The organism is Thermoleptolyngbya oregonensis NK1-22, assembly GCF_032705245.1.
Lineage (GTDB): Bacteria > Cyanobacteriota > Cyanobacteriia > Elainellales > Elainellaceae > Thermoleptolyngbya > Thermoleptolyngbya sichuanensis.
The window spans coordinates 4,748,141-4,765,925 of the sequence record NZ_CP053540.1; the positions used below are offsets into that span (position 1 = coordinate 4,748,141).

Genomic DNA, 17,785 nt, shown 5'->3' on the forward strand with positions numbered 1-17,785 from the left:
AGCTCAGGCGATCGCTCGTCTGGGCATTTTTTTGCATTCGGCGAACCCCTTCCTCCGCTACAGCCAGTTCCCCACCAAGATAAACGGGGCCCAATAGGCCGGCCGGGCAAACTTGCCGCCAGACTCGATTAGCTGGATTTGCGCCTGCTGTAGAGCTTTGGCTTTGCTCAGGTCTGGGTTTTTCAAATCTGCATAGAAGCCTTTAATCAAGTCAGAGGTGGCGGCATCGTTGACAAACCAGAGCGAGGCCAGCACGCTGCGAACGCCCGCCTGGGCCGCGACACCGGCCAGCCCCAGCGCTGCGCGATCGTCGCCGACGGCGGTGGTGCAGGCTGTGAGCGAGAGCAACTGCACCGGGCGGCTTGGATCGACCCCCCGCAAGAGCCGATCAAGCTGGTTGAGGGTCAGCTTGTTTTCTGGCGGGTCAGCCGTGACCAGGAACGTGTCTTCTGCCTCAGTGCCAAAGATGCCGTGGGTGGCGATGTGCAAAATCGGAAAATCGTTCGAGAACAGCGTTTGTGTCAGGTTATCGAGCCGGAATGCGCTGCCCGTTAGCGTCCGGCTGCGGGGCAGTTCGGCGAGAATTGCGTCCAGTTCTTCGCTGACATAAAACAGTGGGGAAAACCCACCCGCCTCGCTGTCGGGCGGGCTGGCATCGGTGAGGCCGGCGGCGAGGGCGCGGAGATTGCCCCGGTCGAGGGGGGCGGGGCTGGTGAGTTGCAGGCTGGGCGTATAGGCGATCGCATACTTCTGGATCAAAAATTGCGTGCCATCGTGCAGCGCTGACATGGGCACACTCCTCAAAATGTCGTCCTGCACAAAGGCCAGCGTTTCCACCTGCTGCTGCTGGAACAGTGCTTCAAACGGGCGGATGATCTGGTCATATAGCCGTTGGGCAGGCTGCGGATCGTAGGCGCGAAAGTCCACTTCCAGCCCGCGACGGTAGGCGTTGATTTCATCGCGCAGGGTTTGGCGGTCGGTGTTGATCCACTCGTACTGGCGATCGCCATTGGGCAGCGTCAGCAAAACGGCAGTCCGATCGTCCAAAACCACAGTGCTAATGACTGCCGTGCGATCGCCCTCCGTCAGCAGCTTTTGCGCCACCGTCAAATCCACATTGCGCGAGGTCAACACGCAGTCGTCTCCGAAGTAGTTTTGCAATTCAGCCAGCTTCAGGGAATCGAGCGTCCCCAGGGCGCGGCTGAGGGTGTCGGGACGGTCGGTGCTGGCGGGCGGCAGTAGCTCCGACGGCTTGCCCTGCTTCAGTCGCAGCGCCACTAGCTCGCGATATACCGGGTCGATGGAGTCTCGAAAATCGAACTGGATATCGCGGTTGGCGACCAGGATGTCGTCGCGGATGATTTCTAGCGTGGCGATCGCCCGCTCGTAGGCCGCGATGGCTTCCGTCGTTTGTCCTTGCGCCTGCAAAATACGTCCCGTTTGCCATTCCCAGAGGTAGCGGCTGTCGTATTCATATTCTGCGGCAAGGCGGGCATCCTGCGTGACATCTAGCGCTTTTTGGTATTCTTTTTGACATTCGTACCAGTGTCCCAGTTCTCCTAGCGCAAAGGAGAGCGAACGGCGATCGCCCAGCTTCTCGGCTGAATTCGCGATTGAGTTCAGCATCTCTTTCGCATCATCATTCGCCCCAGGATTCGTTCTGGAATTCGCACCAGTATTCGCACCAGAATTCAGCCCAAAATTCGCTCCAGAGTTCACCCCAGAATTTGCAGCAGCGGTCAAACACTGGCTGCGGGCAATCGGCTGCTGGGGCGAGGCGGGCATCAGCAGGCGCACCCAGTCGAGGGCGGCCAGCAGCGTATCTTGGCTGGTCGGAAGCTGATTCAGCAGGGCTTTGACGGACTGACGTGCATTTTGGGCTGCTGCGACATTGCCCGTGCGGTCGTAGGCGGGAATCGCATCCAGCAGCGCCCGCAGCCGCTCGGTGGACTGGGTTGCCAGGTCGAGGCTTTGCTGAAAGTCCTGGAGGGCGGCCTGGTCGAGCGATCGCCCCTCGTCTCGCAGGCGGTTGGCTCGCTGCACGTCGCCCAGCGGCTCTGCCGAATTGGCCTGCCGATAGCGCACCACCGCCTGTCGAGTTTTCAGCGCTCCCAGGTTGCTGTAGGTCGCCGCCACCAGCGTCCGGTCGTCCAGCGTTCTGGCTAAGCTAAGGGCCCGGTCTAGCGCCGCCTTGGACGAGTCATCATTGCCCATCAGCCGATGGGCCTGCCCCAGGCTGCCCCAGGCAGCGGCCTCGCCCCGGTGGTCTGCGGTGTGCTGGGCGATCGCCACGGCGCTTTCCTCCCCGCAGCCGCCCTTGGCACTCCGAGGCTCCTCGCCACACAGCAGCGCCACGGCTTTGCGATATTGCCCTATGCGGTTGTAAATCTGCGCCTGCTCTGTGAGCGATCGCCCCCAGCGGGCGGCATAGTCCACCGCGCGATTGGGCTGCTGGGCCGCAAGCTGGCGATAGGTGTTTCCTGCCGTTTGCCACAGGCTCAGCGCGTCGGTCTGCTGCCCGATGGCCTGCCGGGCCCGGGCCAGGTTTTCAGTGAGGATGACTTCGTGGGCAGGGTTGGGCTGCTGGCGGTAGGTGTCGCGCACGGCTTCCCAGAGGGCGATCGCCCCCAAATAATCCCCCTGGCGATAGCGGTCAATGCCCTGCTGCACCTGGGCCGCTGGGTTCATGGCTTGTCCCCAGCCCGGCCGCAGCGGCAGCACCATGCATAGCCACACGGTCAACAGCCCCAGCCCCAGGTACAGGAGCCGATGCCAGCCCCGCCGCCATTGCTGCATCTCCGGCAGGAGCCTGCCCCTCTGCATCCCGCGCGTTGCCCTTCTCCGTTGGCTCATGCTGACCGCCTCGCCGTTTTTCAGAAAAATTTCTAAAGCAATCTAAAGCAATCTTATTGATGTCCAAATACGGGCTATGCAACTTTGCTGATCCCCCTCCCCGTTTTCTGGTACGCCGAAGGCTTTAAGCTCAAGCCTAGAGCAGGAGAGGGACTTCAAGCCTCTCTTGCTTCCCTTCTCCTGAACTGGGAGAAGGGGCTGGGGGATGAGGGCAGATTGAAAGCTGCACATTGCTTTCTAAACAGGAATCTGGAGCAAAATGCTGACTTTTTTCCCAGACCATACCAGACTTTTTAGGGGAGATTCAAATCCGCCGATGCGTCTGCGGAGTTCACCACTTGGCGCGACCGTTTCTCAATCATTTCATTCGTAATCCCCAACTGCTGCCAGAAGTGGACGAGCGGAAGCTGGGGCGACCCAACAAACTGCGGATCGACGGTTTTTAGCGCGATCCACTCGCCGCTCTGGGTCTGGGCGATATCGACCCCCAGCAGCGGCACGTCTAGCCGTTCGGCAACGGCAAAAGCCACGGCAAACAGTGCTTCTTCTTCTTCGACCGAGAGCCAGCGACCGGGGTCGTCACCTGGCCAGGCATAGCCATAGGTGAGGATCGTTCGATCGTACAGCACCACGCGAAACTCTCGCCCCAGGGGAAATCCGGCGGGTGTGGTGTGGTGATGGCGCAGGTTAACCCACTGGCGGGCCAGGACGGGCTGATGCGGCTTCTGGCTGAGTTCCTGGCTGAGTTCCTGGCTGAGTTCTTGGTTTAATTCCTGGTTGAATAAGTCCGCTGCGATGCGTCGCGCTTGCTCTGGCGTTTTGGCGATGCTGCTCCGCAAGGCTAACGCCAACGCCCGCTGCCGGTCTTTCAGCACTGCCGCCGATCCGCTATGCTGAAAGACCAGTGGTAAGCCGAGTTGGGCGATCGCCCCCTCAACTGCCTCTGGCTGCTCTAGCACGATGCTGGCCGGGGTCAAATCCTTTAGGAGCGGATAGGCGCGGTGAAATTCTTGAGCAAGCTGGTGCTGGGCGGGGGTGTTGGGCAGGTGCAGGTTCTTGGCCTGGGCAGCGGCGAACAGTTCACCATAGCGGAATGCGGCGGTCGGCGGCGCAAGCCAGAAGGCGGCGGTCGGCTGGAGCTGGGCTGGAATGGCGGCCAGCGCTTCGGCTGCACCAGCTCCGTCCGTTGCGATCGCCCACACCGGAAAGCCCAAAATTTCGGCGATCGCCCCCGATGCTTCGAGCGATCGCCGCAACTCCGCAGGCACCCCAAGACCTGGACTCTCAAACAGCACAATCATTCAAACATTCAAAACTCTATGACTTAAAAAATCCAGGGCTTACGCACTTGCAATAATTTTTCTGGATTTCGGGCGATTTCTCACGGGTGCAGCCCGCGAGAAATCGCCCAACTGCGTAAGTCCTAAAATCACTGATTGCACAAAAAATCAAGGAACAAGCCACAGACTCCGGAGCTTTCTAACTCTATTCCTGGCATTTTAGAAGCCTTGATAAAGCAGGTAGGCTTAAATGCTAAATCCTTCAAGAAATCGCCCTGCGCTGTCCCAAAAATCTTGGGCAAACCCTTAGAAAAGTCTAAACTGAGCAAAGAGAATTCCAAAGGATTTCACTGCCCTATTCTGAATCAGGGACGACCGTTATACCCCTATGAGCCGATTTTCTTCCCGTGAAGCCCTTACGACCCTCCAGCCCCCAATTGCTGAAAAACGCCCCCAAGTGCTGACAGCACACGGCGATGAGCGGGTCGATGACTATTACTGGATGCGCGATCGGGATGATCCGGCCGTGATGGCATACCTGGAGGCGGAGAACGCCTACACCGAAGCCGTCATGCAGCCCACCGCCGACTTGCAGACCAAGCTGTATGACGAGATTCTGGGGCGAATTCAGGAAACGGACTTATCCGTGCCCTATCGCAAGGGCGATTACTACTATTACAGCCGCACCGAGGAAGGGAAAGCATACTCTATTTTTTGTCGCAAAAAGGGCAGCCTGGATGCGCCGGAAGAGGTGCTGCTGGATGAGAATTTGCTAGCAGCGGGGCACGAATATTTCGACCTGGGCGTGTTGCAGGTTAGCCCCGACCATCGGCTGCTGGCCTATTCCATCGACACGAACGGCGCGGAATTGTTCACGCTATATTTTCTGGATTTGGCAACCCGCGAACTGTATGCCGAGTCGATTCCCGATACCTACTATTCGTTTGTCTGGGGCAACGACAGCCGCACCGTGTTCTACACCCAGGTAGACGCAGCACATCGCCCGCACAGGCTATTTCGCCATACCCTGGGCACACCCATAGACCAGGATGTGCTGGTGTTTCATGAACCCGATGATGCCTACTATTTGGGCATTGGCAAGACGGCGAGTGAAGCCTATTTGCTGCTCAGTTTGAATAGCAAAGTGACTTCTGAAGTTCACTTTTTGGATGCCAATGATCCAACGGGCGAGTTCAAGCTAATTCAAGCGCGATCGCCCGGTGTGGAATACTACGTGGAACACCACGGCGAACACTTCTACATCACCACCAATCAAGACGCGATCAACTTCCAGCTCCTGCGGGCCCCCGTCAGCCGTCCCAGTCGAGCGAACTGGGAAATCGTGATTCCCCACCGCGAAACGGTCATGATCACCGGGGTCAGCGCCTTTGCGCGACATCTGGTGATTTACGAGCGGCAGGGCGGGCTAGAGACGGTGCGCGTGCGCCACATGCCCAGCGGCGACGAGCATTACATTACCTTTCCGGAGCCGACCTACGAAATTGGCGAGGGCGCAAATCCGGAGTACGACACCAATACGCTGCGGTTTAACTACACCTCGCTGGTCACGCCTTGGTCGGTGTTTGACTACGACCTGGAGACGCGCGATCGCGAGTTGAAAAAAGAAACGCCCGTGCTGGGTGGCTATGACAAGACCCAGTACGTTAGCCAGCGGCTAGAGGCGATCGCCCCCGACGGCACGCCGATTCCGCTGTCGCTGGTCTATCGCAAAGACCTCCAGCCGACGGAGCCACGCCCGCTGCTGCTGACGGGCTACGGTTCCTACGGCTATAGCTATCCTGACTCGTTTTCTTCTACCCGGCTGTCCCTGCTCGACCGGGGCGTAGTGATGGCGATCGCCCACATCCGGGGCGGCTCCGAACTGGGGCGCAAGTGGTACGAAGACGGCAAGTTCTTGAATAAGAAAAACACCTTCACCGACTTCATTGCCTGCGCCGAGCATTTGATCGACCGGGGCTGGACTTCGCCGCAGCACCTAGCGATTACGGGCGGCAGCGCGGGGGGGCTGCTGGTGGGCGCGGTGGTGAACCTGCGGCCGGATCTGTTCCGAGTGGCGATCGCCGATGTGCCCTTTGTGGACGTGGTGACGACGATTCTCGACCCGTCGCTGCCCCTGTCGGTGATGGAATGGGAAGAATGGGGCAACCCCAACGACCCCGCCTTTTATCACTACATGAAGTCCTACTCGCCCTACGACAACGTGACCGCCCAGGACTATCCCGCGATGCTGATCACCGCCGGCCTCAACGACCCCCGTGTCTCTTATTGGGAACCCGCCAAGTGGACAGCCAAGCTCCGTGCCCTCAAGACCGACTCCAACGTGCTGCTGCTAAAAACCAACATGGGCGCAGGCCACAGCGGCGCATCCGGCCGCTACGAGCGCATCAAAGAAGCTGCGTTTGAGTATGCCTTTTTGCTCTGGCAGTGGGGGCTGGCGTAGGGGAGCGTTGGCGCAACTAACGTGTTCCGATCCATTTTGGATTGGGGATTTTGGATAGACGGGACGTGCAACGTTTGGCTATTCCTTCACACCTGCCAGCACGCCAAATCGCACCAGCCCGCGCCGATAGCCCGACTGCATCAGCCCCATCGACAGCGCCGCCTGCATCGTGCCCCAGCCGGCCCGCAATAGCCCCACGACGGCAGCAGGGGAAATGGCAGAGCGCACCACCTCGTCCCAGAAGGGCGCGACAGCGGGCGACCAGTCGGCGGTGCGGAGGTTTTGGTAGCCTAGATTACGGGCGATCGCCTCATATTCCGCCAGCGAAATGACATAGGGCAGCCGATAGACGCGATAAATCTTCTCCAGATGGACTTGCTCCTCCTGGGTCAGCGGCGATTCGTTAATCGGCCGGTGGCACCAGGTCGCCATTAGAAACGTGCCGCCGGGTTTCAGCACGCGATGGCACTCTTTCAAAAACTGGAGCTTGTCGGGCATGTGTTCGCCGCTTTCCATCGACCACACCAGGTCAAACCTGCCGTCGGCAAAGGGCATCTTCAGCGCATCGGCCACCTGAAACTGAGTGCGATCGCCCAGTCCGTCCGCCGCTGCCCGTTCAGTCGCCCGTCGCGCCTGCACAGGACTGAGGGTAATGCCCGTTGCCGTTGCCCCAAATTTTTCTGCCAGATACAGCGAACTGCCGCCAATGCCGCAACCCACATCGAGAATCGCCGTTGCCCGAGACACGCCGCCCCAGTGCAGCAGTTCTTCGATTAGGTCGATTTGGGCCTGCCGCCGCTCCTTGCGCTCGGTGCCTGCGGGCCCATAATACCCGTGGTGCATATGCTCGCCCCACACCTGTTCCCATAGCCCCGACGAGGCATCATAAAAAGTCTGAATTTGCTGCTGTAGAGTTTTTGGCATAGCTTGACGCGATCGCGGGCGGTATTACTGTATAAAAGGATTGCCTATTCTGCCAACAGTTCTGCGAGCCACTCAGCTTTTTTTACCTCCCCCTCTTCGCCGGGATCGCCGTATCCCCCGTATTCCAACTCATCATGATGACCGTTCCACGCACGATTTGTCTGGGGTTTCTGGCGCTCATTCTCGTTGGCACGCTGTTCCTGCTCCTGCCCATTTCTCTACAAAGCGGGCAATGGGGCGATCTGGTGACTGCCCTGTTTACCGCTACCTCGGCAGTCTGCGTGACTGGGCTGGCGGTCGTAGACACAGGCACCTACTTTTCTGGGTTTGGGCAGTTTGTGCTGCTGCTGCTGATCCAGATTGGTGGGCTGGGCTATATGACGGCGACGACGATTTTGCTGCTGGTGCTGGGGCGGCGCTTTGGGCTACGCGACAAGGCCGCGCTTCAGCAAACGCTGGATATCGAGGAGCTGTCTGGCGCGGTGCAACTGGTCAAATCAATCATCGCGTTGACGGCGCTAATTGAGATTTCGGGGGCGATCGCCCTCTTCTGGCTGTTTTCCCAAAATCCAGATTACGGCGTGGGGCAGAGCCTCTGGCTGTCCGTCTTTCACAGCATCAGCGCGTTCAACAATGCCGGATTCAGCCTGTTTTCCGACAGCCTCATGGGCTACACCAGTTCTGTGCCGATGAATATGATTATCACGACAATCATCATCCTCGCAGGCATCGGCTATCAGGTCCTCATGGAGGCGTTCTTTTGGGGGCGCGATCGCCTCCGGGGCAAGCCCAACCGCACCTGCTTTTCGCTCAACTTCAAAGTCGCCACCAGCACGACGATGGTGCTGCTGCTGCTGGGATTTATCGGATTTTTGGGGGCAGAGTTTCGCAACCCCGAAACTATTGGTCGGCTAGATGCATCCACCAAGCTCCTCGCCTCCTGGTTTATGTCGGTCACGCCGCGCACCGCTGGCTTCAACACCATCGACTACGGCAAAATGACCACCACGGGTCTTTTTATTACCATCGCTCTCATGTTTATTGGTGCTAGCCCTGGCAGCACGGGCGGCGGCATGAAAACGACCACGCTGCGAGTGCTGTTTGAATGTACGCGGGCGGTGCTGCGGGGCAAGGAAGAAGTCCTCTGCTATCGCCGCCAGATTCCCAACACGCTGCTGATCAAGGCCATTGGCGTTGTGTTTGGCTCCGTGATGACGGTCATCCTGACGACGGTGCTGATTACCCTCGCTGACCCAGACATGGACTTTACTCGCGTCCTGTTTGAATCGGTGTCTGCCTTTGCCACTGTGGGGCTTTCCACAGGCATCACCGCTGCCGTATCCACGTTTTCCAAGTTGGTGCTGATTGTGACAATGTACGTGGGGCGGGTGGGCGTACTCATGCTGATGTTGGCGATTCTGGGCGACCCCAAGCCCAGCGCCATCAACTATCCCCAGGAAAACTTGCTGGTGGGCTAGCCGCTAACCGTTTGGGCAGACGGCAGCGGTTTCACTAGCGGTTTCACTAGCGGTTTCACTGGCCCATCTGCGTTGAGCCAAATTTGATTTAAATCACCTTTTTGGAGATTCGTTGTGAACCTTTCTTCGCTTAGTTTTTTCCGCAACCTGCGAGGGAGCAGTCGTCAATACGCTGTGATTGGCCTGGGGCGATTTGGGCGAGCGGTCTGCATGACGCTGCACAACCTGGGCTACGAGGTGTTGGGCATCGACTCGGAGGAGCGGCTTGTTGATCAGGCGCTATCGGACGAAATCCTGGCCCACGCGCTGACCCTGGACTCTACGGAGCCGTCAGCGCTCAAGGAAGCGGGAGTATACGACTTTGATACGGTGATCATCGCCATTGGCAACTATATTCAGGAGAGCATCATCACCACGCTGAATGTCAAGGAAGGCGGCGTGCGCTACGTCGTGGCCAAGGCCTCCACGGAGGTACATGGCAAGCTGCTGCGGCGGGTGGGAGCCGATCACGTCGTATTCCCGGAGCATGAGATGGGCTGTACCCTGGCGCGATCGCTCACTCGTCCGGGGGTGCTGGATCGGTTCGAGATCGACCCCGACAACAGCATTGTGGAACTGGTGGTGCCGGAGGAGTTTGACGGCAAGAGCATTGTGGAACTCGACCTGCGATCGCGCTACGGTGTCAGCGTGCTGGCGCTGTCGCAAAATGGCAAATTTGAGGTGAACCCCATTCCCTCAATGCGCCTCCGCAAGGGTGAACTCATGGTCGTGATCGGCGCAAACCGGGGCATTGAGCATCTGCCCGTGTAATTTCGACTGGAAACTTCACCCTCTTTATCCATCCTCCGCGATGTGCAACTTTCACTCTGCCCTCATCCCCCAACCCCTTCTCCCAAGTCAGGAGAAGGGGAGCAAGAGAGGCTTGAAGTCCCTCTCCCGCTCTGGGAGAGGGCTTAAAGCCTTCGGCATACCAGAAAAGGGTGAGGGGGATCGGCAAAGTTGCATATTGCGTTATCCTCATTTATCCACTTCATCCCAAGGGGAGCCGCAAATGCGAATCATTGGCCTGATCAGCGGAACCTCCGTCGATGGCATCGATGCCGCGCTGGTGGACACGGAGGGCGCGGGTTGGGACCTTCGCATCACGCTGCTGAATGGCATCACGCTTCCCTACCCGCCAGACCTGCGATCGCACATCTTAGAAGTCTGCGCCGGAGCGCCGCTGTCGATGGCTGAGTTGGCAAGTCTGGACGATGCGATCGCCCACTGCTTTGCCCAGGCCGCCCGCCAGGTGCAAGCCGGCCATCCCCCCGCCGACCTGATCGGCTCCCACGGACAGACCGTATTCCACCGGCCGCCGGGGGCCAGGCTTGCCGACGCAATCGAGTCTTCCCAGCCTTCCCAGTCTTCCCTAATGCCTGCTACCTCTGGCCTTGGCTATAGCCTCCAGTTGGGGCGCGGCTCCCTCATTGCCCACCTCACAGGCATCCACACAATCAGCAACTTCCGGGCGGCAGATATCGCCCTGGGCGGCCAGGGTGCGCCGCTGGTTCCCCCGGTCGATGCAGCGCTGCTATCTCATCCAACGTTGACCCGCTGTGTGCAGAATATCGGCGGCATTGGCAATGTGGCGTTTTTGCCCCTGCGAGATCAGGTGTTGCGCCATGCGCCCGTGCTGCCAGAGGTATGCGGTTCAGCGTCCAAGCCCGTCCAGCTTGCGGAGCCAGTTTCGGCGCTGCTGGGCTGGGACACGGGGCCGGGAAATGCGCTGCTGGACTGGGCAGTGCATCAGCTTTCGGGCGGCACACAGCCCTACGACCAGAACGGAGCCTGGGCCGCATCGGGGCAGCCCTGTCTGGAACTCGTCCATCAATGGCTGCAAGACCCCTACTTTCACCTGCCGCCGCCCAAATCAACCGGGCGGGAACTGTTTGGGGCGGAGTATGGGCGGCGCTGTTTGGCGGATGCGGCTGAGCGTGGGCTGAGCGATGCAGACACGCTGGCAACGCTAACGGAACTGACGGCTGCCTCTATCGTTCACAGCTACCGCGCCTTTTTGCCACACATGCCCGATCAGGTGCTGCTTTGCGGCGGCGGCAGTCGCAATGGCTACCTGCGATCGCGCCTTGCTGCCCTGCTCGATCCCATCCCCGTCTTGACCACTGATGAAGTGGGACTCCATGCTGACTTTAAGGAGGCGATTGCCTTTGCCGTTTTAGCCCATTGGCGCTGGCAGAATTTTCCAGGTAATTTCCCGGATGTGACGGGTGCTGCCGATCCTGCTCTTCTCGGCGAAATTCACCTGGCACGCCGATAATCGCGTGTTACGATCGATCGCCATGCAGATGCCCTGTGCGAGTTCATACGGCTGCCAGAGAAGCATGTGCAACACTGCAAGGCGCGATCGCGCGACAGAGGAATGGGTGCCGTGTCCCACACGTTTTTGATGGAAGCAGGTCGCTGGCTGTTGCAGGGAAGCTGGCTCGATCGGGATGCCATGCCGCTGCCGGTCAAGGGCAAGATTCTTGTCGTGTGGGGGCGCGACAACTGGTACGACATGGTGACGCAGTTGGAGTTTCCCACCATTGAGCGTGACAAGATTACCTTCAAGTATCGCGGGCGATTTAACGGCAGCGATCGCCAGTACACCTTTGTCCTGCAACACAGCGAGCTGGGCCGCGTCGAGGGCGAGGGCTGGATCGCGCCGGAGTCTATTGTGCAGCGCTACTGGGTGTTGGGCGATCGCCAGCGTCGCACGGGCTTTGAAACGCTGCGTCGCCTGGGCGAAAATACTTACTGCCTTTCCAGCAGCATCATGTCTGGTCACTACCTTTCCAGCCTGATGGAGGCGATGGTAGAACGCCAAGTGGAGTAGGGGCTTGGGGGTTGGGGCGCACGTTACCTAATGCCTTTCTTGGCCAAAAATCCTTTAGCTGCCGACCTAAGCAGGGGTTAAGGCAAGCTATACGAGAGCTTTCGGGGTTCTCAATCTTCCCAGCCCCTCTTCGACTGATATATGATCAGGGCAGTATTTACAAAAATTCACAGTCTGCCCCCTCAAACAAAGCCAGCGCCCGACCCTACCGCCACAACACAACCGCAAGCCCACCCCAGAGCATTTCTTCGCTCTTCCCTCTTCGTTTTTCGCTCTTCCCTCTTCGCTCTTCATTCCTCCCCCTTCCCCACCATGCCCCTCACCCAAACCCCCCCCGTCTCTACCCACACTTGGCACTGGCGCGGCTTCCCGATCCGCTATCAGCAAGCGGGCGAAACGGGTGTCCCGATGCTGCTGGTGCATGGCTTTGGCGCGTCTAGTGACCACTGGCGCAAAAATCTCCCGGTTCTGGCTGAAACGAACCGGGTGTTTGCCATTGACCTGCTTGGCTTTGGCTATTCTGCCAAGCCCACGCCGGGGGAGGCCATTCAATACACCTTTGACACCTGGGGACAGCAGTTGCTCGATTTTTGCCGCGAGGTGATCGGCGAACCAGTGCTGCTGGTGGGCAATTCGATTGGCTGTGTGGCGGCGTTGCAGGCGGCTGTGCTGGAGCCAGAATGGGTGCGCGGCGTGGCCATGCTGGACTGTTCGCTGCGGATGCTGCATGACCGCAAGCGGGCGACCTTGCCCTGGTATCGGCGGTTTGGCTCGGTGTGGCTCCAACAAGTGCTGGGCAATCGGGCGATTGGGCAGTTCTTCTTTTCGCAAATTGCTCAGCCTAAGACGGTTCGCAAGGTGTTGCTGCAAGCCTACGGCCGCAAGGATGCCGTGACCGATGAACTGGTGGCTCTGCTGCTCAAGCCCGCGTTTGAACCGGGGGCGGTGGATGTGTTTCTGGCTTTTATCCGCTATTCCCAAGGGCCCCTAGCGGAAGATCTGCTGCCCCAGGTTACCTGCCCGGTGCTGGTGCTGTGGGGCACGGAAGACCCCTGGGAGCCGATCGCCCTCGGTCGAGAATTTGCCAACTATCCCTGCGTCCAGGATTTTATTCCCCTGGATGGGCTGGGGCATTGCCCCCAGGACGAAGCACCGGAGGTGGTAAACCCGATTTTGCAGCGGTGGGCAGCGGTTTTTTAGGAACCCGGTTCAGGGGGATGAACCGGGCTGAGTGACTCGTCGCTATAGCGGCACGATCTCGCTCAGAAACGAGGCGTGCTGGGCGATCGCCCCTGAAATTTGCCCAGTAATCTGGTGTGTAATCGGCAGGCTGTCTACCGCCATGCCCGCGCAGAGCAGCATCATATAGAAGATGGAGTACTTAAAGAGCGATCGCGCAGAGTCATAGTCCATCGGGTTTTTGAGCAAGGCCCAGGCTTTTTTCAGGAAAACCGCAGCCAGTCCCAGCGCCGCCACCAGATACACTGCCCCCATCACGCCGAGGGGAAACACCAGCAGCAGCGTCACCGGAATCATAATCAGCGTGTAGATCCAGATTTGCTTGGCGGTGGCAACCTGACCTTCCACCACGGGCAGCATCGGCACGCCCACTTTCTCGTAGTCCTTCTGAATCATCATCGCCAGCGCCCAGAAGTGGGGCGGTGTCCAGAAGAAGATGATGGCGAAGAACACCCAGGCGGCCCAGCTTAGCTCGCCCGTCACCGCCGCCCAGCCCACCAGCGGGGGAATTGCGCCCGCCGCACCCCCGATGACGATATTTTGCGTGCTATGGCGCTTGAGCCAGTGGGTATAGACCAGCACATAGGTAACAATGCCGGACATAGCCAGACAGGCGCTCAGTAGGTTGGCAAACACCGTCAGCAGCGTGAAGGAGAGGAGCGCGAGGGCGATCGCAAAAATCAGGGCATCTCGCGGCTGGATGCGGCCCGACGGCAGTGGTCGATGGCGGGTGCGCTCCATGTCGTAGTCAATATCGCGGTCGTAGAGACAGTTAATCGTATTGGCAGAGGCGGCGGCCAGGGCCCCGCTGAGCAGCGTCACCAGCGCCAGCACGGGGTCTACTTCACCGTGGGCCGCGATCCACATACTGCCTGCGGTGGTAATCAGCAGCAGAATGATGATGCGGGGCTTGGTGAGCTGCCAGTAGCTCTGAACAACTTGCCAAACATTTTGATGATGGCGGATGGAATCGGTGCAAACGGTATCTTGCATTAGCAGCATCCTAAAAAAGCAGCGGGTCTAACCTGACCAGAGCGAATATCGCGGGAAGTATAAGTGCAGAAATTAAACTTGCGGAATTTGCGAAATCTGCGGACGAAATCTGCGGAAAAATGAGTTGCTTTGTCGCAAAGCCCCAGCGACGTTAGACGCTTTGAGGCAAGCTAGACCAAAATCGGAAATCCAAAATCTAAAGTCGAACGTCTGTCCTCCTTAAACGGGCACTGCGCCAGACGGCGGTGGTTCAGGGGAATCGGTCGAATCCTGAGCAGCAACGCTCTTGACCTCGGAGACGGGGCGATCGCGCCATCCCAGGGCTGTAAAGCAAACCAGCGTTCCCAGCAGGCACGCGCCAATCATCTGGTGTGCCACCGTCAGCGGCTCGACCTGTAAGTGCAAGCGATAAGTAGCCACACCCAGCAGCACTTGCAGCCCCAAAAAACCCAGCGCCAAGTTTGCCAGCCGCCGCAGGCTGGGATGCAGCGCCGGAGTGCGCCAGGCCAGCCCCACGAGAATCAACACCGACAGACTAGCCGGAACCACCCCCAGCAGGTGTGTATTCATCACGACACAAAGCTGCGACCCGCCCAGACATTGGTGCAGCGCCCAGCGCGATCCCACCAGCGCCCCCGAAAGGCTCTGAACATAAATCAGCAGCGCAGCAGCTAGGCTGAACCAGGGCAACTTGCCAACGGTTCCCGTCCCCTGGTGCGGCAAGAGCGCTACGCCCATCACCAGCAGCGTCACGAAAAACGCCAGCGCCGTGCCCAGGTGCGCGGTCACAATGTCGAATCGCAACAGTTCAATAACTGTCAGCCCGCCCAGCACGCCCTGAAACACCACGAGCAACAGGGCAAAGGCTGATGCCCAGGGCAGCCAGCGGGGATTCGAGCGGCGATACCACAGGCTCAGGCCCACCAGCAGCATCGTCAACAGTCCAATCAGCGAGGCATCCAGCCGATGAAACCATTCCAAAAACACCTGCAAATTCATCTGCTGGGTGGGGACTAGCGTGCCGTAGCAGAGGGGCCAGTCGGGACAGGCCAGCCCCGCATTCATGACGCGGGTGGCGCTGCCGATCGCCATGAGGATCAGCGTGGCGATCGCCAATTTCCATACCAGCCGCCGAATCCGCTGCACCGCCAGGGGATGACGGACGGTGGATTGCAGTCCCTCCAAGTCACTCGACGCTGCGGATAAAGCTGCATCTGCCATGTTCATCCCTCCCAAAGATTCAAAAGCCCGCCTGAAAAACACATCCCTGAAAAACACATCCCTGAAAAACACATCATCGTTAAGAGCATGTGCGAGTGTTCATCACGCTAGGGGGTACGCATAGGTACTACTTTAGAGACTGCTTTTAGAAATCGAGGGTAGCTTTAGGCATTTCTTTGGAATCCAGGTGACATCTGCCTTTCTCCCCGCTAGTCTCTCCGATTCAAATGTTGTCCAAGCTACACTTTCCGCCTCCCTCCATCTCCCCATCCCCCCATCCCCCATCACTCCCCCTCAAATTCGCTAGTCTGGAAACAGACGACAGCGTTGGGAGGATAACGCGAGATTCATGCTGGCAGAAAAGCTGGAACAGTTGCGATCGCTCTTTGCAGAGATGGATCGAGCGCTGATTGCCTACTCAGGGGGCATCGACAGTACGCTGGTGGCCAAGGTGGCGTGGGACGTGTTGGGCGATCGCGCGTTGGCCGTCACCGCCGAGTCGCCCTCGCTCTTGCCCGAAGATCTAGAAGATGCGCGGGTGCAGGCGGCGGAAATCGGCATTGCTCATGAGGTGGTGCAGACTCATGAAATGAACAACCCCAACTACACCGCCAACCCAGTCAACCGCTGCTATTTCTGTAAAAGCGAACTGCACGACACGCTGAAGCCCCTCGCCCTGGAACGCGGCTATCCCTACGTGGTCGATGGCGTAAATGCCGACGACTTGCAGGACTATCGACCGGGCATTCAGGCGGCAAAAGAAAGGGGAGCGCGATCGCCCCTCGCGGAAGTCGGCATCACCAAGCTAGAAGTCCGGGAACTCTCCCGAATGCTGGGATTGCCCTGGTGGGACAAACCCGCCCAGCCCTGCCTCAGTTCCCGCTTTCCCTATGGCGAAGAAATCACCGTTGCCAAGCTCCAGCGAGTCGGCCGCGCCGAACGCTACCTGCGAAGTCTGGGGCTGAAAACCCTGCGAGTTCGCTCCGAAGGTGACACCGCCCGCATCGAACTGCCCGCCGAAGACATCAAGACCTTCGTCGCAACGCTCGACCTGCCCACTCTGGTTGCAGAGTTCCAGCGCTACGGTTTTGTCTACGTGACGCTGGATCTGGAAGGCTTCCGCAGCGGCAAGCTAAATCAGGTCTTGGGAGTCGGGGCGCTGGGATAATCGCTCCCCACACTCCAACATCTTCTGTTGCAACTCTTAACACGCCCCCCGCATTTCCGTTACGTCGTCCTGATAGACTGAAAGACACGCGGCCCAATGCGTTGCGCGGTTTGCGTATCGTCATTATTAAAGCTCCGAGTTATCCAATCTGATAAGACCTGGCAATGGTAGATTCCCTCAAGAAACCTGGCTTTGAAGAAATGCGTCCGGGCGTGAAAGTCCCGGCAAAAGAGACCATTCTCACCCCCCGTTTCTACACCACTGACTTCGACGAGATGGCCAAGATGGACATCTCCGTGAACGAGGATGAACTGAGGGCAATCCTGGAAGAGTTCCGCACAGACTACAACCGTCATCACTTCGTGCGGAGTGAAGAATTTAATCAGTCCTGGGATCACATCGACGGCGAGAGCCGCCAACTGTTTATCGAGTTTCTGGAGCGCTCCTGCACAGCAGAGTTCTCTGGCTTCCTGCTTTACAAGGAGCTGGGTCGTCGCCTGAAGGACAAGAACCCGGTGCTGGCAGAGTGCTTTACGCTGATGTCGCGGGATGAGGCACGACACGCAGGCTTTTTGAACAAGGCCCTGTCAGACTTTAATATGTCGCTTGACCTGGGCTTTTTGACCAAGAGCCGCAGCTACACCTTCTTCAAGCCCAAGTTCATTTTCTACGCCACTTACCTGTCGGAGAAAATTGGCTACTGGCGGTACATCAAGATCTTCCGCCATTTGCAAGCCCACCCCGAAAATCGCATCTACCCGATCTTCAGCTTCTTTGAAAACTGGTGCCAAGACGAGAATCGCCACGGCGACTTCTTCGACGCAATCATGAAGGCGCAGCCCAGCATTTTGAATGACTGGAAGGCGCGTCTGTGGTGTCGGTTCTTCCTGCTGTCGGTGTTTGCGACGATGTATCTCAACGACTTGCAGCGGTCTGACTTTTACAAGGCGCTGGGCATCAATGCGCGGGACTACGACATCGACGTGATTCGCGAGACGAACGCCACGGCGGGGCGCGTGTTCCCGCTGGTGCTGAATGTGGATCATCCCGACTTCTTCCGGCTGATGGATGAAGCCGCCGCCAGCTACCTGAAGATTGTCAACGCGCCCGCATCGAACGAGCCGAAGCCGCTGAAGACCCTGAAGCGCCTGCCCCACATTCTGTCGATTGGCGTGAAGATGCTCCAGCTTTATCTAATGAAGCCGATTGACACGGCTCATCTAGAAGGCACGGTTCGCTAGAGTCTGGAGCCTCTGAACTTCTGGACTGATGATTTTGCGCTTTGCTTTAGCT

The 17,785-nt window shown here is 58.6% G+C and carries 13 protein-coding genes; 8 read left to right on the forward strand and 5 right to left on the reverse strand.

The genetic code is table 11. The annotated features are described in order from the left end of the window. Nucleotides 1-57: 57 nt before the first annotated feature. Nucleotides 58-2,853 (reverse strand): CHAT domain-containing protein, encoded by a 2,796-nt coding sequence (locus HNI00_RS19820; RefSeq protein WP_316788771.1) that lies wholly within the window; start codon nucleotides 2,851-2,853, stop codon nucleotides 58-60. Between the two features lie 293 nt (nucleotides 2,854-3,146). Then, nucleotides 3,147-4,154: an ATP-grasp domain-containing protein gene (locus tag HNI00_RS19825; protein ID WP_316788773.1), complete on the reverse strand. Its 1,008-nt coding sequence runs from the start codon at nucleotides 4,152-4,154 to the stop codon at nucleotides 3,147-3,149. A 367-nt stretch (nucleotides 4,155-4,521) separates the two neighbouring features. Here HNI00_RS19825 and HNI00_RS19830 point away from each other — a divergent pair, with 367 nt between their 5' ends. Beyond that, nucleotides 4,522-6,594, forward strand: a complete 2,073-nt coding sequence (locus HNI00_RS19830) for a S9 family peptidase (RefSeq protein ID WP_316788777.1) — start codon at nucleotides 4,522-4,524, stop codon at nucleotides 6,592-6,594. A 78-nt stretch (nucleotides 6,595-6,672) separates the two neighbouring features. Here the strand turns inward: HNI00_RS19830 and HNI00_RS19835 are convergent, their stop codons facing one another. Further along, nucleotides 6,673-7,518, reverse strand: a complete 846-nt coding sequence (locus HNI00_RS19835) for a methyltransferase domain-containing protein (RefSeq protein WP_316788778.1) — start codon at nucleotides 7,516-7,518, stop codon at nucleotides 6,673-6,675. A gap of 137 nt (nucleotides 7,519-7,655) precedes the next feature. Between HNI00_RS19835 and HNI00_RS19840 the strand changes: the two genes are divergently transcribed. The 5 genes from HNI00_RS19840 to HNI00_RS19860 all read left to right on the forward strand — a co-directional run bounded on the left by HNI00_RS19840 (nucleotide 7,656) and on the right by HNI00_RS19860 (nucleotide 13,071). Then, nucleotides 7,656-8,996, forward strand: a complete 1,341-nt coding sequence (locus HNI00_RS19840) for a TrkH family potassium uptake protein (RefSeq protein WP_420156404.1) — start codon at nucleotides 7,656-7,658, stop codon at nucleotides 8,994-8,996. Between the two features lie 114 nt (nucleotides 8,997-9,110). Next, nucleotides 9,111-9,806 carry a potassium channel family protein gene (locus tag HNI00_RS19845; RefSeq protein WP_277772576.1) on the forward strand — a complete coding sequence of 232 codons (696 nt, stop codon included), beginning with the start codon at nucleotides 9,111-9,113 and terminating at the stop codon, nucleotides 9,804-9,806. A gap of 241 nt (nucleotides 9,807-10,047) precedes the next feature. Beyond that, complete coding sequence (locus HNI00_RS19850) at nucleotides 10,048-11,313, forward strand: anhydro-N-acetylmuramic acid kinase (RefSeq protein WP_316788782.1); 1,266 nt, start codon at nucleotides 10,048-10,050, stop codon at nucleotides 11,311-11,313. Nucleotides 11,314-11,424: 111 nt separating this feature from the next. Further along, nucleotides 11,425-11,871: a hypothetical protein gene (locus tag HNI00_RS19855; protein WP_420156229.1), complete on the forward strand. Its 447-nt coding sequence runs from the start codon at nucleotides 11,425-11,427 to the stop codon at nucleotides 11,869-11,871. A gap of 312 nt (nucleotides 11,872-12,183) precedes the next feature. Continuing rightward, complete coding sequence (locus HNI00_RS19860; protein ID WP_316788786.1) at nucleotides 12,184-13,071, forward strand: alpha/beta fold hydrolase; 888 nt, start codon at nucleotides 12,184-12,186, stop codon at nucleotides 13,069-13,071. A 42-nt stretch (nucleotides 13,072-13,113) separates the two neighbouring features. Here the strand turns inward: HNI00_RS19860 and HNI00_RS19865 are convergent, their stop codons facing one another. Then, complete coding sequence (locus tag HNI00_RS19865) at nucleotides 13,114-14,103, reverse strand: heme o synthase (RefSeq protein WP_316788789.1); 990 nt, start codon at nucleotides 14,101-14,103, stop codon at nucleotides 13,114-13,116. A 219-nt stretch (nucleotides 14,104-14,322) separates the two neighbouring features. Continuing rightward, a complete protein-coding gene (locus tag HNI00_RS19870) occupies nucleotides 14,323-15,330 on the reverse strand; it encodes a COX15/CtaA family protein (RefSeq protein ID WP_420156230.1) in 1,008 nt (335 codons plus the stop codon). A 343-nt stretch (nucleotides 15,331-15,673) separates the two neighbouring features. Here HNI00_RS19870 and larE point away from each other — a divergent pair, with 343 nt between their 5' ends. Next, complete coding sequence (gene larE, locus HNI00_RS19875) at nucleotides 15,674-16,492, forward strand: ATP-dependent sacrificial sulfur transferase LarE (protein WP_316788793.1); 819 nt, start codon at nucleotides 15,674-15,676, stop codon at nucleotides 16,490-16,492. A gap of 164 nt (nucleotides 16,493-16,656) precedes the next feature. Then, the gene (gene acsF, locus HNI00_RS19880; RefSeq protein WP_172354715.1) at nucleotides 16,657-17,733 is read left to right on the forward strand and encodes a magnesium-protoporphyrin IX monomethyl ester (oxidative) cyclase; all 1,077 of its coding nucleotides are present in this window, start codon (nucleotides 16,657-16,659) and stop codon (nucleotides 17,731-17,733) included. Nucleotides 17,734-17,785 lie beyond the last annotated feature (52 nt).

Excerpts from the sequence above, each read along its gene's own strand:
- HNI00_RS19820 (WP_316788771.1), bottom strand. The coding sequence starts at position 2,853 with ATGAGCCAACGGAGAAGGGCAACGCGCGGGATGCAGAGGGGCAGGCTC.
- HNI00_RS19825 (WP_316788773.1), bottom strand. The coding sequence starts at position 4,154 with ATGATTGTGCTGTTTGAGAGTCCAGGTCTTGGGGTGCCTGCGGAGTTG.
- HNI00_RS19830 (WP_316788777.1), top strand. The coding sequence starts at position 4,522 with ATGAGCCGATTTTCTTCCCGTGAAGCCCTTACGACCCTCCAGCCCCCA.
- HNI00_RS19835 (WP_316788778.1), bottom strand. The coding sequence starts at position 7,518 with ATGCCAAAAACTCTACAGCAGCAAATTCAGACTTTTTATGATGCCTCG.
- HNI00_RS19840 (WP_420156404.1), top strand. The coding sequence starts at position 7,656 with ATGACCGTTCCACGCACGATTTGTCTGGGGTTTCTGGCGCTCATTCTC.
- HNI00_RS19850 (WP_316788782.1), top strand. The coding sequence starts at position 10,048 with ATGCGAATCATTGGCCTGATCAGCGGAACCTCCGTCGATGGCATCGAT.
- HNI00_RS19860 (WP_316788786.1), top strand. The coding sequence starts at position 12,184 with ATGCCCCTCACCCAAACCCCCCCCGTCTCTACCCACACTTGGCACTGG.
- HNI00_RS19865 (WP_316788789.1), bottom strand. The coding sequence starts at position 14,103 with ATGCAAGATACCGTTTGCACCGATTCCATCCGCCATCATCAAAATGTT.
- HNI00_RS19870 (WP_420156230.1), bottom strand. The coding sequence starts at position 15,330 with ATGAACATGGCAGATGCAGCTTTATCCGCAGCGTCGAGTGACTTGGAG.
- larE (WP_316788793.1), top strand. The coding sequence starts at position 15,674 with ATGCTGGCAGAAAAGCTGGAACAGTTGCGATCGCTCTTTGCAGAGATG.
- acsF (WP_172354715.1), top strand. The coding sequence starts at position 16,657 with ATGGTAGATTCCCTCAAGAAACCTGGCTTTGAAGAAATGCGTCCGGGC.